This window comes from Haloferula rosea (assembly GCF_016595525.1).
Taxonomy (GTDB): Bacteria; Verrucomicrobiota; Verrucomicrobiia; order Verrucomicrobiales; family Akkermansiaceae; genus Haloferula; species Haloferula rosea.
In genome coordinates this window covers 15624-32060 of sequence record NZ_JAENII010000009.1, presented here as the reverse complement: position 1 = coordinate 32060, position 16437 = coordinate 15624, and the positions used below count along the sequence as shown (strand labels likewise).

5 protein-coding genes are annotated in these 16437 nt (G+C 62.7%); 3 read left to right on the top strand and 2 right to left on the bottom strand.

What is annotated here, in order from left to right; genetic code table 11:
- Positions 1–98: 98 nt before the first annotated feature.
- From JIN81_RS12155 to JIN81_RS12145, 3 genes are all read left to right on the top strand, one after another.
- Positions 99–3962: a carbohydrate-binding protein gene (locus JIN81_RS12155; RefSeq protein WP_200279829.1), complete on the top strand. Its 3864-nt coding sequence runs from the start codon at positions 99–101 to the stop codon at positions 3960–3962.
- Positions 3963–4262: 300 nt separating this feature from the next.
- The gene (locus JIN81_RS12150; protein WP_200279826.1) at positions 4263–7745 is read left to right on the top strand and encodes a hypothetical protein; all 3483 of its coding nucleotides are present in this window, start codon (positions 4263–4265) and stop codon (positions 7743–7745) included.
- Between the two features lie 2 nt (positions 7746–7747).
- Positions 7748–8401, top strand: coding sequence for a hypothetical protein (locus tag JIN81_RS12145; RefSeq protein WP_200279823.1), 654 nt, complete (start codon positions 7748–7750; stop codon positions 8399–8401).
- Between the two features lie 12 nt (positions 8402–8413).
- Here JIN81_RS12145 and JIN81_RS12140 read toward each other — a convergent pair whose 3' ends face one another.
- Both JIN81_RS12140 and JIN81_RS12135 read right to left on the bottom strand, forming a co-directional pair.
- Positions 8414–10648 (bottom strand): transglycosylase domain-containing protein, encoded by a 2235-nt coding sequence (locus JIN81_RS12140; RefSeq protein WP_200279820.1) that lies wholly within the window; start codon positions 10646–10648, stop codon positions 8414–8416.
- Positions 10648–16422: an alpha-2-macroglobulin family protein gene (locus JIN81_RS12135; protein WP_200279802.1), complete on the bottom strand. Its 5775-nt coding sequence runs from the start codon at positions 16420–16422 to the stop codon at positions 10648–10650. The genes JIN81_RS12140 and JIN81_RS12135 overlap by 1 nt, the downstream gene beginning before the upstream one ends.
- Positions 16423–16437 lie beyond the last annotated feature (15 nt).

Sequence of the window (16437 nt, the reverse complement as noted above, 5' to 3'; positions counted from 1 at the left end):
GCCGGGCCGTTTTCTTGTCGATATGCCTCTCCCCCACCATGCCCGGCGGGATCGATCAACTGGGAAACCGACGCGCCGGATTGCCCTGATTCCCGGAAATGGAAAGCTGGAATAAGAGAACGACGATTTTTGTCCTGCTTCCTTCCGCCAATCACCTCGTCCCCATCATGCGCACCCGGCTCATCACCCTCGTTCTGACCCTTCTCGGCGCCACCGCGTGGAGCCAGACCGTGGTCAATTCGTTCACCGAACTCATCCCTTACCTCGACGACGCCAACGTCGACGTGGTCATGACTCCGGGAACCTACCGCATCACCCCGGACGACGTGGACTCCGGCCTGTTTCCCTCGAATCCCTCTGACCCCCATCAGGCGACCCTGCTGGCTTTCACCGGGTCGAACAGCACCTTCGATTTCACCGGCGTGACCATCGAGGTCGACACCCGGGTGTTCCAGTCCTTCGGAAACATCGACGTCAAGGAGGTCGCCGTCTGGGGCGACGACCTCGTGCTCAAGAACCTGACCCTCACCGACATCGGCAACACCCGCCCGCGCCGCACCGCGCTGGGCGTCCTGCTCGACGGCAACCGCAACCGCATCGAAGGCTTCAACATGACCGTCCGCGGGTCCTACCCTTACGGCTACGGTGATATCTTCGGCAAGGGAGCCGGCTACGTCATCAAACACTTCAAACACTCCGCCATCCTCGTTCGCGGCACCGATAACCATGTGCTGAACTGCAACATCTTCCACCGCGCCTACGGACACGGAATCTTTTGCCAGGGATCGTTGAATGCCCGCATCGAAGGTTGCTACCTCGAAGGTGAAGTACGCACCACCGACGAAGTCCTCGCCGAACTGGGAACCGGATCAGGTGCCGATGGTGTGAACTTCGAAACCAACTGGGCCCTCGACCCGGTGAACGACCCCGACGGCCCCGGCTTCATCCTGCCGCCCGGAAGCACCTTCAGCCTGCAAGAAGACGGCATCCGCGCCTACAACACCGGACCCGGACCCGACGGAGTCACCCGCAACACCCGCAACATGGAGGTGATCGACTGCACCATCAAATACATGCGCTCCGGCGTGACCATCGGCTTCTGTGACAACACCAAATACGTCGAGAACTGCGTCTCCCTCGGCTGCGAGAACGGCTACTGGGTCGGCACCGGAGGCGAAATCGTCAACTCGGCCGGAACCGCCGAGTTCGGACCACTCCTGACCACCGCCTACCAGAACGACCGCGACAGTGAGGTGGACCTGACGATTCTAACAAGCGAGGATGCGTCCACCAACAACATGCTCGCCTACCTCGGTGGGAGTGGTCACGACATCACCTTCCGCAGCTCGGCAGCAAGCGTCGACCCGGACCAGAAAATCATGGTCACCGGCCTCAAGGAAGGACACCGCTGGCTCGCGGTGAATCCGACCTACAACGACTTCACTTCCAACAACATCTCGCTGGACAACCGGACGAACTACAAGGTCGTCATGGACACCAAGAGCTCGAACACCACCGGGCAATCCGCCGGTCCCGTCACGGACAGTGGCACGAACAACAACCTGGGGTCGACCACCGTGAGCAGCTGTGGTGGCTTTGCCACCCTCCAGACCATCGAGTCGGAGGATCACTGCGGGCAGAGCGGCGTAAGTGTCCAGCCGACCACAGGCGGCGGACAGGCCGTCGGCTCGATCGACGCCGGCGACTGGGTCCGCTTCGACGACTTCTTCTTCGGCTCCGGACCGAGCCGCTTCGAGGCCCGGGTCACCGGAGGCACGAATGGCGGCACCATCGAAATCCGCCTCAACGCGGTCGACGGACCACTGATCGGCACCTGCGCGGTCGGGCCGGGTGCGTCCGGAAACCCATGGGTCACCGAAACCGCCGACCTGATCAGGACCACCGGCAAGCATGACCTTTTCCTCGTCTTCACCGGCAGCTCGGGAGCCATGATGGCCCTCGATTCGTTCCAGCTCACCCATTGGCTTGAAGACCTCGACGACCGCGACGACGAACACCTCGTGGGTTACTGGAAGCTCGACGATGCCACGGGCACCACCGCGGCCGATTCATCCGGCCGCGGACACGATGCCACCGTCAATGGCGTCGACTGGGCCACCGGCCTGAAGAACGGCGCGCTCGAGTTCACCGGAATCGATCAGGACGTCGAAATCCCCGCCGCCGCCTTCGACAGCATCGAAAATGAAATCACCCTCTCGATGTTCGTCCACGGATCCGCCGACCAACCCCTCGCCGATTCCGTCTTCTATGCGGTCAATGGATCCGGCGACCGGGTCTTCAACATCCACCTCCCCTACAGCGACGAACAGATCTACTGGGATGCGGGCAACTCCGGGGGCTACCAACGGATCAACCGCACCGCCACCAGCGACCAGTTCAAGGACTCATGGAGCCACTGGGCCTTCGTCAAGAACACCACTGACGGCACCATGAAGGTCTACCATAACGGCGTGCTTTTCATGGCCGGACTCAGCAAAAGCAACACCATGTCAGGCGTCACCTCCGCCGTGCTCGGCACACGCCCCGGCAATGACAGCTACGACGGACTCATCGACGACGTGAAACTCTACAACGTCGCCTTCACCGAGATGGACGTCGAGCGGCTCTATCTCAGCTCCATTTCCAATACCTCACCCGTCGCCACCCCGGCCACCGTCCGGGTCCGCGGAGGCCAGTCCATCGACATCACCCTCGAAGGTTCCGATGACGATGACGACTCGCTCAACTTCACCCTGATCAGCGGACCATCACACGGCACCCTGCAGGGAACCGCCCCGGACCTGACCTACATCCCCACTCCCGGTTTCCTCGGCAGCGACAGCTTCAGCTTCCGTGTCGACGATGGCGAACTCGAGAGCGCTTCGGCGACCATCGACATCGACGTCTGGGAAGGCTCGCTGATCGCCCACTGGGCCCTCGACGAGACCAGCGGCACCCAACTCGTCGACTCCAGTGGAAACGGCCACGACGCCACCCTCATCGGAGGCACTCCGGTCGGCGGCAAACTCGGCGGTGCGCTCGACTTCGACGGCGTGGATGACGCCGTGAGCCTGCCTGTCTCCGCCTTCGCCGGACTAACGGATCAGATCACCATCTCCATGTGGGTCTATGGCGCCGACTCCCAGCCTCGTGAGGATTCCCTCTTCTACGCGATCGATGATGGAAACGACCGCATGCTCAACATCCACCTCCCATGGACCGGCTCGAAGGTCTATTGGGATGCCGGATTCTCATCCGGATACGACCGCATCTCGAAGGAAGCACAAACCTCCGACTTCATGGGCCAGTGGAACCACTGGGTCTTCAGCAAAGATGCATCGACGGGCACCATGACCATCCGCGTCAACGGAGCCCACTTCCTCACCGGTAGCGGCAAGACCAGATCGCTCGCAGGGATCGTCGCGGCCTCGCTGGGTAGCCAGGTCTCGACCGGCGGTTTCCCCAGTGGCTACGCCGGCATGATCGACGATGTGATGCTCTTCGACTACGCCATGACCGACAGCGAGGTCACCGAGCTCCACGAATCCTACACCGTGCTGCCTCCATTCCTCGCCTGGGTCGATTCCTTCCCTGGACTCACCGACACCTCATGGACAGGGGATCCCGACAAGGACGGCATCGAAACCGGCATGGAATACGTGCTCAACGGCAACCCCGGCGTTTCGGATCCTGGGATTCTCCCCGTGGCAACCCTCTCCGAAACTCATTTCGTCTTCTCCTTCACCCGGCGGGCGGAGTCCGCAGATGATACCATTCAGACCTTCCAATACTCGGAAACCCTGACCGGAGACTGGGCGGACCTGGCCATCAGTGCTCCCAGTGCGGCCGAAGTGTCGCTCGGCCCGGTCGTCGATGGCCTCCAGACCGTCACCGTCAGCGTGCCACGCGCACTGGCCACCGAAGGCCGACTCTTTGGGCGCCTGGTCGTTTCCGAGCCCTGAGGGTCTCCATTGCCGACCGATCAAGGCACGCCCCTCCGGCACGAGGGGCGTTCACCCTTGAAATGGTCCGCATATCCCACATTTAGGGGACTTGCATCCATCCTCGAAAAAGCGGGATGGTGGGGAATGTCGTGAGTTCGTGCACGTTCATAGACTATCGAATGAACACATTCGCACCTTGACGACCCCAAGACCCAAGCTGTAGGACAGCTTTACATCTGATGTATATACATTAGATTACTAAGAACCGATTCGTTGTTTTCAAGGAACCGATTCCTAAACCCAAGACCCGAAAAACCCATGCAATCATCCAAATTGCGCAAGATCTCGACACTCAGAAGTCGCGGAGAACAAGGCTTCGCGCTGATCATCACCATTTCGCTGATGGTCCTGCTGACCCTGCTCGCCGTTGGCCTCCTCAGCCTCTCCACGCTCAGCATCTCGGGCTCATCCCGTGGCATCGCCGCCGCGGAGGCTCGCGCCAATGCCCGGCTGGCACTGGATCTTGCCATCGCACAGATCCAGAAGCAGACCGGACCCGATCAACGCATCACCATGGTCGCCGACCAACAGAGCGACGATCAGAACGGAGCCGAGACCTCGGCCGGAACAGGTCGGCGCCACTGGACCGGCGTCTACCGCGCATGGACCGACCAGTCCGAGTCCCGCCCTACGCCCGAGTTCCTCTCATGGTTGGTCTCCGGCCAACCCGCAGACCTCGATCAGCCATCCATGGCCGACAAGGCATCCTCCGCGGGAGACTCGATCGAACTGGTTGGCGCGGGAACCCTCGGTGATCACCCGGACGAGTTTGTCCAGGCACCCATCGTTCGGGTCGAACACCCGACCGGGTCGGAAGCTCGGATTGCATGGTGGAGCGGTGATCAAAGCACCAAAGCCGCCCTCTCCACTCCAGCACCCAACGAGGATCGCTCCCTGGCGGACGTCCGGACGGGACTCCAGTCGGCTCCGAAAAACGCCATCTCTCTTGCTGAGAACCTGACGGACGCCAAGCCATTCGCAAGCCTCAGCAGTGCCGACCAGCGCCTGGCCTTCACCACCGATTGGCAGCAGGCAGCCCTGCTCGCAAACTCGATCGAAGGCCCCCGTTCACTCTTCCACGACCTCTGTGCCCACTCCAGCGGCCTTGTCACAAACGTCCGCCGCGGCGGATTCCGCAAGGACCTCTCAATGGCCCTCGAACGCCCTTCCTCACAGGCTCCAAAAGACCCGCTCTATGAGGTCGGCGGCGAGACCGGCATCAACCTCCATGAGCTATGGGCCTACTACAATTCCTACAAGGAACTCCGAACCCGCGGCCGGGCATCATTCACCACTGGAGGCCGGCTTGACCGGACCGCCGAATACTTCCAGGTCGAGAACAACGCCGCGGCTTGTCAGAACGATGACTATTTCCACCTCAAGCAACCGGTCATCATCAGCTACCAGCTCGCGCTCTCATTCGAGACCCGCGAGGTCCAGGTCGGCCGCCGGACACTCAACCGTCTGCAGCTCGTCGCCGATCCCATCATCACCTTCTGGAACCCTCTGGATGTCCCTGTCTCCGTCCCCCGCAGCGCCTTCTTCTCCATCAAATACTGGCAGTTCCCCTATGACCTGTTCATCAGTGTGAATGGTCGCCAGCCATTGCAATGCCCAACCGTCGCCAGCCTCTCCCCAGGCGACGGCAACTACCTCTCGCTTCAGGCCGGGGCCCTTGAGCAGCTCGTGTTCAAACCCGGTGAGGTCATCAAGGTCTCCCAAAGCGGCAACACCATCGTCCGTGGCACCACCGAGACCGATCACAAGCTCGCCGGGCGTTCGGGATTCAACTATGGCGGCGGCGTGTCGCTGCCGGTGCGCGACATCAACCTGAACTACATCAACCTCAGGGACACCGATACCATCACTTACGAAGCACGGCCCAACAACCTGACCGCCGGACAGACCTCGAATTCAGGTCAGGTCCTCCCCGGCTATGCCCGCCACACGCGTCACTTCTCCCTCACTCACCACGAGCTTTACGTCGGCAACGACCGCGGCAGCGACAGTCTGGGATACGGCGGCATGTACATCGACTGGGACTTCGGCAACGAACGGGTCAAACCCAACGCGATCCGCTCACGGACCCAGTCAGGCTCCAAGCAGTCAAGCCAGCGCCTCTATGCCAACAACCTCCCTTCGGTCTTCACCTCGATCGAATCCTCGGATGCCCGACCCCTCTCGGTCTCCGAACTGAGTTCGCGCAAGGCACCCTTCATGCTCATCTCCTACAACGCGAAGACGGAAAACGGCTCGGACCTCGGCACGAAATCGCTCTCACGCTTCAACCCGAAGGCCTTCCACGTCGATTTCTACAGCATGTCTCAGGAAGAGCGCGACATGCTCCCGTATGAATACTCCGTCGAACCTCTGGTGAGCTGGAAAAACCGCAGTCTCGAAGTCAGTCCGGACGGCAGTGCCTTCTTCGGCGGGGCGATGAATGCTGAGTTTGGTCAAAGCTTCGTCACCACCCACTCGATTCCCCGTGAGCCCCTCGTTTCGCTTGCCGCCCTCCAGCACTCGTTTGCGAACGGCTTCGAATTCCAAAAGCCGGTGTATGGATACGCCACCCTGAATGGACGCGAGCCACTCCTCCCACAAGTCAGCCACGCGATCGGCAACTCGGTCGCCCCATCGGTCATCGACTCGTCCAAAACCGAATCCATCACCTCAGGCTCACGCATCCTCGCCGACCATTCCTACCTCGCCAACCAGGCACTTTGGGATGATTGGTTCTTCTCCGGCATCGCACCACAGACGACCTCGGCATTTTCCGAACGCCGTGACCAGAAGACCGTCGCCGAGGATTTCCTCAATGGAGAGGGATCCCTTCCGGTCGCCCGCTTCCGCCCGAACGTCGACGAGGATGACATCGACGATGTCCTTTCCCGGATCTTCAACGGCTCACGCCCGTCCGACGAAGCCACCGAGCTGGTCGGCATGCTTCTCCGCATCGACTCGCCCTTCAACGTGAACTCCACCTCGGTCGAAGCATGGAAAACCGTGCTGGGAGCCCTCAAGGACCGCCCGATCGCCGTTCGCGACACAACCGGCGCCATGTCCGTCGTCGAGCCGGAGCAGGAAACACCAGTCGTCAACCTTCATGGACCCGCTGATGTCGAGGCCACCGGCGAAGGTCGCGTCGACGTCTCGGAGCAGGAACAATGGATCGGTCGCCGGACACTCAGCGACGACGAGATCGAAAAACTCGCGGAAGCCATCGTTCGCGAAGTCCGCAAGCGCGGCCCCTTCCTCAACCTCGCCGACTTCGTCAACCGTCGGGTCGGTGCACCCAGCAGCGGACTGGCTCAGGCCGGCGCCATTCAGAGTGCGCTGGATTCCGAGGATGCCGGGTTGAATGCCGCTTACCAGTCCGGTTCGCGGGCCGTTTCCCAAGCTGTCGCTGCCCGCTTCCCATTCCCCGAAGCCGAGGAAGGACCAATTTCCTTCGGTGCTCCAGGGATCATCAAGCAGGCCGATATCCTCACTCCGATCGCTCCCGTGCTCACGGTCCGTTCGGATAGCTTCATTGTCCGAGCCTACGGCGAGTCGGTCGACAAGAGCGGCCGGGTGCTCGCCCGCGCATGGTGCGAGGCCCTGGTGGAACGGACGCCGGAATACATCGACTCCAGGGATGAGCCCGACACCCTCCCCGTCAACCTCAAGAACAAGGTGAACGAGAAGCTGGGTCGGCGCTATCAGGTGGCCTCCTTCCGCTGGCTCAAACCCGAAGAAGTCTGAACATGATCCAACCCCTGATTCTACTTGCCGTCCTCCTCGTCGGCAGTCTCCTCCACGCCGCCGAACCCAACGTCCGATTCCTCGCTGAGCGCGTTCCCAAGGAGCTTGGTTCAGTAAGCATGTTCGCCGAGGAAGCGAGAAGCGAACCCTTCAGTCTTCCCACCAACCACCTGTCGCAGGCCCAACCCGCACCGGGACGCCGCTTCGTGCTGCGCCCCGAGGGCAAGGAGATGACCGTTGCCAAGGTGGCACTTCCAGAAGACGGGAAGTCCTTCATCGTACTGCTCCTGCCCTCGCGGAAGGCCGGCTACGAAACGGTGGTGATCCGCGACGACGCCCCGAATTTCAGACCCGGCGATGTCTATGTGCACAACAACGCCAGCAAGACCGTGCTCGGCTACGTCGGCTCGACCAAATTCACCATCGCACCGGCTCAAGGGAAGTCCATCCGGCCGGAAGGGGCCCGCGACGAGGGCTTCTACGATGTCGGATTCGGCGTCCGTGAAAAGGCAGGCGACCGGGCATTGAGCAAAACCCGCTGGCCCGTCGAAGAGCAGATCCGCTCCTACGTGTTCTTCTTCATGAACCCGGAGACCCAGCGCGTTGACTTCCGCGCCGTCGATGAATTCGTGGCACCGGAAAAACCCGGCGCCTGAGTCACGCCACCACTACCGCTCCTCAACCTCGATCCGGATCACGCGCGTCTCACCACTACGTCGGTCTGTTAGAGCAAGTCGGTGGCTGCCCGGCTCGAGTTGTGCCACAGGCTCGCTGCCACTGCAGTCCAGTTGCAGCGTCGAGCACTGCCACTCGGCCACACCGGGCAAATTGGTGGAAAGCCGCAGTTTCCCGCCATTCGGCAGTTCGGGATCCAGCAGGTAGACCGTCCCAGCGCGCGGCGCCAGAACGCGCAGCGGAGTGTCCGCCGGGCGTGCCGGCTTCTCGGCAAACTCGGACCTCCGCTGGTTGTGTTCGGAGGCCAACCACTCGGCATACGTTTCATCCAGAAACAGCCGACCCGCCTCATCGTAGTCCTCCGGGCGCGCCGGCAGGAGGTCCAGCCCATCGGGAACCCACTCGTCGACCGTATGCGACCCACCGGCAAGGCGACCACTGCGCGGATCCATCCGCAGCCGGACCAGACCCGCCGGCCGCTCACGCGCAGATGGCTTCTCCTCACGATGAAGCCACCGCATCGCACGCTGGAAAATCGGCCCCGCACCATCCACTCCGGAAACCCCCTTCATCGGTGAGTGGTCGAAATTTCCCGCCCACACCGCCACCGTGTAGTCCGTCGTGTAGCCGACACACCAGTTGTCGCGAAAGTCCGAGGACGTCCCGGTTTTGACCCCACAGGGAAACGGCAGTTCCAGAGGACCACGCCGACCAAACGACGGCGTGCGCGCCACCGGGTCCGCCAGGATGTCCGTGATCAACCAGGCCGAACGCTCGGAGAAGACGCGCCGATCTACGCCGTCCTTGGCCACCAGGGTCGCCGACCGATGCCGACCACCGCGAGCCAGCGTCGCGTATCCTTCCGCCAGTTCCAGCAAGGTCACCGGAGCATTCCCGAGCGTCAGCCCCAAGCCATGCTCGACCGGGTCGTCTCCCAGCGACTCGAATCCCAGCTCGACCAACAACCCGTGCAATGGCTCGGGCCCGCCGAGCCGGTTCAGCTCCCGCATCGCCGGCACATTCAGGGAACACGCCAGAGCGCGGCGGACCGTCACCGGGCCACGGAATGCCCGGTCAAAATTCTCCGGGGCATCGAGCCCTTCCACCGTCCGGATCCGGGTCGGGATGTCCGCAATGATCGACCCCGGATGACGCCCGCCCCGTTCGAACGACAGCAGATACGTGAATGGCTTCAGCGCGGAACCCGGTGAGCGTGGCGTCAGCGCTCCATTGATCTGACCTCCCCTCGGATCATCCCAGTTGCCGGACGAAACCAGCCCACGAATCTCACTCCGCTCGTTGTCGAGCACCACGATCGCCACGTGCTGGAGATTGGAGCCCTTCAATCGCTCGAGTTCATCGGCTACGATGCCCTCCAACGTCTGCTGGAGATCGCGATCCAGCGTCGTCCGCACCTCGACCCCCGCCCCCACCGCCATGGTCGGCAACCATGGAGCCATCGGCTCATCCATCAGCGGCCGCAGAAGCAGTTCCTCATCCCTCGCCTTGGCGATGCGGGCGTCATCCGACAGCCGGGACAGCCGATCCAGCACCACCGCCCGCCTTGCCAGCGCCCGCTCCGGATGATCAACCGGATCCAGCCTCGACGGCGCTTGGGGCAAGCCGGCGAGCAACGCGCACTCGGCCAGCGACAACTGATTGAGCGGCTTCTGGAAATAGAACCTCGCCGCCTCCACCGGACCAATACGGCGATTGCCGTAGTCCAGACGATTGAAGTAGGCCGTGAGAATCTCATCCTTGCCCCACCTCATCTCCAACTGGCGTGCCTGCAGCGCCTCCATCAGCTTCACCTTGAGCGTTCTCGACTGTGGCTCTTGGCCCAGCTTCACGAGCTGCTGCGTCACGGTCGATGCCCCGGACACCTGCCGCCCCTCCAACAACCAGTCGCGCGCCGCCCGCGCCGTCGCCAGTACATCGATGCCCCCGTGCTTCCGGAAGCGCTTGTCCTCGGCCGCCAGCGTGCAGGCCACCAGATCCTCCGGCAGGTCGTCCCGGGAAACCGGTGTGCGGCGGGTGAAATCCGGCAAGGTCAGGTGATGAAGCTCGTGCCCGTCCCGATCCAGCAGGCGCGGGGAGGCATTCACCTCGTCCAGCCCCTCCGGCAGGGCCACGCACCACGGCACGACATACCAGCCCAGCAGCCAGACCGACACCATGCCGGCCAGACCGATCCACAGCCATCGCCGCCGCTGACGCTTCCTTCCCATTACGGAGTCACTGGCACCTCAAACTGACGGCTCGCCGACAGCGCGGTGTGGTCCGGATCATACATCGCCTCGACCTTGGCCGACGGCGCATATGCCTTCCCCGCCATCGTGCACCTGGCGAGATAGGTCAGGGTGCGCGTGCCACGGCTGTAGATGCGGTCGAAGAAGAACATCACCCGATCGTCACGCACCTCACTGTGCGAGATCGACCACGCCGATTCACTCGTCCTCCCCGCAGCCTTCGGAGCAGCCTGTGATTCGAAGGAATTGTTGATCGCCTCGAATACCGATGGCAACCGGTCCTCGACGACCAGATAGCGCTCGTCGTCTTTCGGCAGGTTCACCCGCAGATCCACCCGGATCAGATCCCCCACCCGGGGAATGCCCAGGGGTTCGGTCGAACCGTCCGGCAAAACCCGCTGATAGAACCGCGTGATCTCGAGTCCGTTCGTGGCCACCGGTTGGACCGGGGCCAACTCCGGTTTCGCCGACAGGCGCACCCGCAGGTAGGCCTCACCATCCGCCCCGGCACTCAACTTCAGCTCATCATGAAGCGGCACATACTGGGAATGCAGTGGATTTTCCTGGTCGAGGATCACCTCTCCCTTGTCCTCCACGCCGCCAGGCTCGATCTCGCTCCACGCCATCGTCGTCGGGGTGATCTCACCGCGAGCTTCGGCATACGCACCCAGCGCCATGAGCGACCAGGCATTCACCCAGGTCGTCCGCCAGTGCCCATACGGGTTGCGGCTTTGCAGCAGATCCACGATCGCATCCGCAGCTTCCTTGCCTTCGGCATCGATCGCCGTCCACACCAGAAGCTGCAACCCTTCATCCGGACGCCAACGCATCCACGAATTGTCCGCCACCGTGCACGGCGTAGGATCGCGCATGATCGCCTCCGCCACATCCACCCGACCACCCGCAATCTCCGCGAGCGCCAGGAAACACCGCGCACGCGAACTCAGACGCGCCGGATCCTGCCACAGCTTGTTGACGTAGGCTTGCTGGGGTTCTCCGGCAAGCGCCAGCACCCACAGGTCCCGGGCCGTGATCTCGAGATCCGCCGAAGTCGGTTCCTTCGGCAACTCGCGCAGCTGCTTCTGCAGATACGTCGCCACCGCATCGATCACCGACGGCGACACCGTCGCAGACTCGGAAGCCAGAATCAGACCGAGACCCGCATAACTGCTCGCCCACCGGTTGGACTTGGTCGCCCCATGCCAGTAACCGAATCCACCATCCTGCCTCTGCATCGCGATCAGTCGGTCCACACCCTGCTGGACCACCTTCTCAACCTCCTCGGACGAATACCGTGCCAAAGCCGGGGACACCTCCCGGAGTTGTTCCACCGCCAGCCACGGCATCAGCGACGAAGTCGTCTGCTCGAGACAACCGTAGGGATACTGCATGAGGTAATCCACCGCGCCACCCGCTTCCAGCAGCAGTGAACGGCTGGCTTCCAGTTCGATCTCACCTCGACCACCGAGCAAGCGCGGATCGAGATCATCCAAAAGGTCGCGCATTCCATCCGCACCCTCAAAACGCACCATCCGGTTCTGCCGGAGAAGCGGCACCGGATACTCGACGTCGAAACTCGACTCCACCGAATCCGAAAGCCTGCGGAAATCCGGATGCTGATCGCGGCCCGCCAGATGCACCGGCTCCGCCTTCCAGCGAATCAGGGCACGCCCCGTCGTCCGGTACTCCACCGGGAACATCACCGAAGCCGACTTGCCCGCTTCGAGCTCGACGGTCACCGCCGGCTTCACTCCATCCGACAGCACCGCCACCGGTTCGCTCGACGAGGCATCCGGGAGAATCGTCACCTCCCACGTGCCTGACTGATCGGACGCATTCTGCAGCAGCGCCTTCATCTGCTGGGTATCCCCTTCATGGGCGAAGCGCGGAACCTGTGGCTCGAGCATTACCGGCTTGTTCACCAAGAACTCATCCTCGGCGTGGCCGAAACGCGTCGCATCATGGTGCACGACCACCATCAGACGGTAGCGCGTCAAGGTATCCGGCAGCTTCGATTTCAGCTCGAAACGACCATCCGCCCCGGCCACCACGGATGGCATCCAGAACGCGCACGGATCGAAATCACGCCGCGGAATTTCCAGCGCATTCGCCGCGCCACCATCACCACCACCGATGAAGAACCCCTTGTTGAAGAAGGTCTGCTCATCCGGTGCCTCGGGGATGAAGTTCCCCAGCGAAGTCCCGCACTCGACCCGCAGCAGGCGCGGGTCATAGAAGAAATTCATCGGCTCGGGAGTGTCGTAACCTACGACAGACAGCGTACCTTCATCCTCCGCATAGATCGTCAGCTCGGCACCCGCAGCCGGGCGTCCATCCGCCAGCGTCACCCGGCCGGTCAGGCCGATCTCCGAACCCGGCAGGAATCCGTCCTTCTCCGCTCCTGTCGGCGGATCGAGCGTGACGGCCAGACGGTCGCGGACATTCTCAACCATCAGCTCGCAGTAGCCCAGACGGAGCTGCGGTTCCTTGTGCTTGCGCAGGCTCTCCTCCGCTCCCTTGATCACCAGCACCGACACGTAGCAGTTCGGCGCATCCTCGTCCCCGATCGGGATCTCGATGACTGGCTCCGTCGCCTTCAGATCAGTCAGGAAGGAGCGCGACACATCCTCTCGCTCGACCGTGACCAGCGCCTTGCCCTCGATCGGCGAAAGCACCAGCACGCGGGCCGTATCGCCCGGCTGATAGCGCTTCTTCTCCGCCACCAACTTGATCCGCATGTGATCCTCGTAGGCCCATGGATACTCATCGGCCCCATACACATGGATCGTCGTGGCGGTGGCAAACGGCCGCCCTTCCGCATCGGCCCCGCGAAGCTCAATCGTGTGCAGCCCCGGTTTCGTGGGCGCGAACATCAACTCCGTCGAACCGCCGGCCGCAAGCTCGAGGGTCTCCTTCTTCAATTCCTCTGCACGGGACTCATTGCGCACCGCACCCCGGCCATTCGCGTGCTGCATCCTCACCTGCTCGTTCACCTCACGGGTCAGGGTGGCTGACATCGTCACGGCTTCCGTCACCCGTTCACCCTCAGGGGTCACGGCCAGCACCTTCAGCGGCACCTCGTCACCCACCCGCACCAGGCGGTCCAACCGCGCGATACCGGCGTGGACGGCGGACGGATGCACGATCACGCCCGTGCTCTTGCTCAGGGTCTGACGGTTGGCATCGGTGACCGTGGTTTCAATCGTCACCCGGCGCAGCATCGGAAACTCGCTCTCGGGAACAACCGCCTTCACCTGGACCCGGCCATCCCCATCGAGCTGCATCTCCTCCGATTCACTGGTCGAATTACGGGACCCATAGTCGTCCTGCCAACGGTATCCGAAATAGTGGAACCAGTATCCGAAATCCGGCTGCCGGTGATCTCCGAAGAGATAATCACGGAACCGCTCGGGGTAGAAATTCTCGTCCTGCACGCGGGTCCACACGTCGGTCTCGCCATTCGCCACCGGCTGACCGTGGAAATAGGCCGCTTCCAGGTCGAGGATGACCTCGTCGTCCCCCGGCTTCGGGGCCGTGGTCTCATGCGTGATCTCGAAGGCATTCCGTCGAAACTCCTCGACCCGGAGCGGAAGCGCGAACCGGGAACTCTCGAGCGCATGACTGCGGTCGACCCAATTGGTCAACTTCGCAGCCGCCTCGGCCTCCGCCGTCCATTCGACCCAGATCTGATGATACCCGGTGGTCTCCGATGGCAGGGTGAAGGTCTCGTCGAATGAACCCTTCTCCGAGACCGTGATGTCGCGCTCGATGATGTCGCGGCCCGTGGGATTGCTGACGCGGAGCTTCACGCCATCACCTTCCGACATCCTGATCTCGTTTCCATCCTGCTGGCGCACCAGCCCCTTCAGATGAACGGTTTCACCCGGCCGGTAGAGCGAGCGGTCGGTGAAGAGAAACACCCGCCGCTTCTCCATCGGCGGCTCGTTCCAGGCATACCGCACGGGGAATCGCCAGAGGCCGACGGTCGGCAAGGAGGCATCAAAAGGAGCACTGAACTGATCCGCGCCACGAACCGCACGCAAGTGGCGGGCTGCTTCATCCCTGGCGAGCACCGCCATCCCCGAGGCGTCGGTTTCCACCGCACCCAGCTTCACCGCATCCTCACCGAAGACCTCGATCGCCACCCCCTCGACCGGCTGCCCGGTCTTGCACGAAAACGCAAGAACCCGTGCCTCGTTGCCCGTGATCTTCCAGGCCATCCCGATGTCGGTGAGTTGCACCAGCGACTGCACCGCGGGCTTCTTCTTCGCCCCACATCCGTCCCGCGGAACTCCCACGATCTCGACGAAGAATGCCGCAGGCGGACCCGGCTTCGCCGCAGGCTCACCCGCCTTGCCGATCTGATAGGGCTTCGGATCGCCCGCGATCACCGCGTCCCAATCGATCACCAACTGCTTCGATGTGTCCAGGCCACCTTCCAGCGGGATGTCGAGATCCACCACCGTCTTGCCGACCATCATCTCGTAGGGAATCATTCGGGTCGGCCGGATCTGCTCACCGTCCGGACCATCTCCCGTGTAGTAGCGATACCCCTGCTGGGCACGGATCAACTGCTCACCGTCCAGCTGCTTGATCCTCAACTTCAGCGACTCCACATTCACCGTTGATACCCGGTAGATCCTCGAGCCACTCGCCAACTGCGTCTCGTCCTCACTCGGCAGGCCGACCTCGGGAGCCAGTCGCTTGAACTCGATCTTCCTTTCGTGTGGCTGCCCCAGTTGGCGCCCGTCCCACGACACCACCTCCGGCGCCACCTTGACCGTCCACTGCGCATACTCGGAGAAATCCCCAAGGACATGCAGCTCATCGTCGTGCACCTCGAGCTTCCGCTCCGGCACCTCGGGCACCAGCGTGATCATCTCGGGAGCGATCTCGCTGGGGAGCTTCTGATTGAAATCCACCACCACCCGGCGCGGCTCGTCCGCCACGGTGCGTGCCATCACGTCCTGCACCTTCAGCGCCTTGATGTCACCGACATGCCGGATGCTCTCACCCGCCGGTTTCCCCGCGGCCCCCTTGAAGCCCTCCTTCATCACCAGTCGCCAGTCCCCCCCGACCGGCAGCGGTTCCGCAGGCGAAATGATCAGCCCCGTCGGCACCACCGCCTCCGGCGAAAGGTCCGGCTCCAGCGACTCACCCGCGATCGCCGCTTCCCAGCGCTTCAGATAGGTCGCCACCACGTAGCCCGGATGCTTGAGCTCGCCAAAGGTCGCCGGCTTCACCTTCGCCGCCACCGTTCGCCCGCTCTTGTCCTTGTACGAAAAGAACCCGGCAGCCTGATCCGCATTCACCGCATCGTTGAAGCGCAGGAACCACGCCCCCGTCCGCGGCGACCAGTCCTTCTCATAGCGATGAAGCCAGGTCGCGTAGTCCACCCGGAACCTCGGCGTCGCCGCCTGACCGAGCTCACCCGCCGGCACCGCCGATCCATCCAGATGGATGTGCTTCCCCGTCAGGGTAAAGGTATATCGCGTCCCCAGCGCAGGGGCCTCCGACGGCTCGAAGCTCAGCACATTCGCCTCCTTCCACACCGTTTTCCCCTTCCACGCCGGCTCGATCGACAGCCACTTCGTCGCCGCCACCTTGCCAATCCGGTCCGCCGGGCAGGCCTCCTTGTCGAGGATCACCTCGATCGGCATCCCCGGCTCGATCGTTCCACCATCCACGAAGAGGCGCGGCGCAGCCGCTAGATTTCCAACAAGGGCGAGAGAGAGGAGGCTGAGGAGTTTCATGGCGAAAAAAGGAAA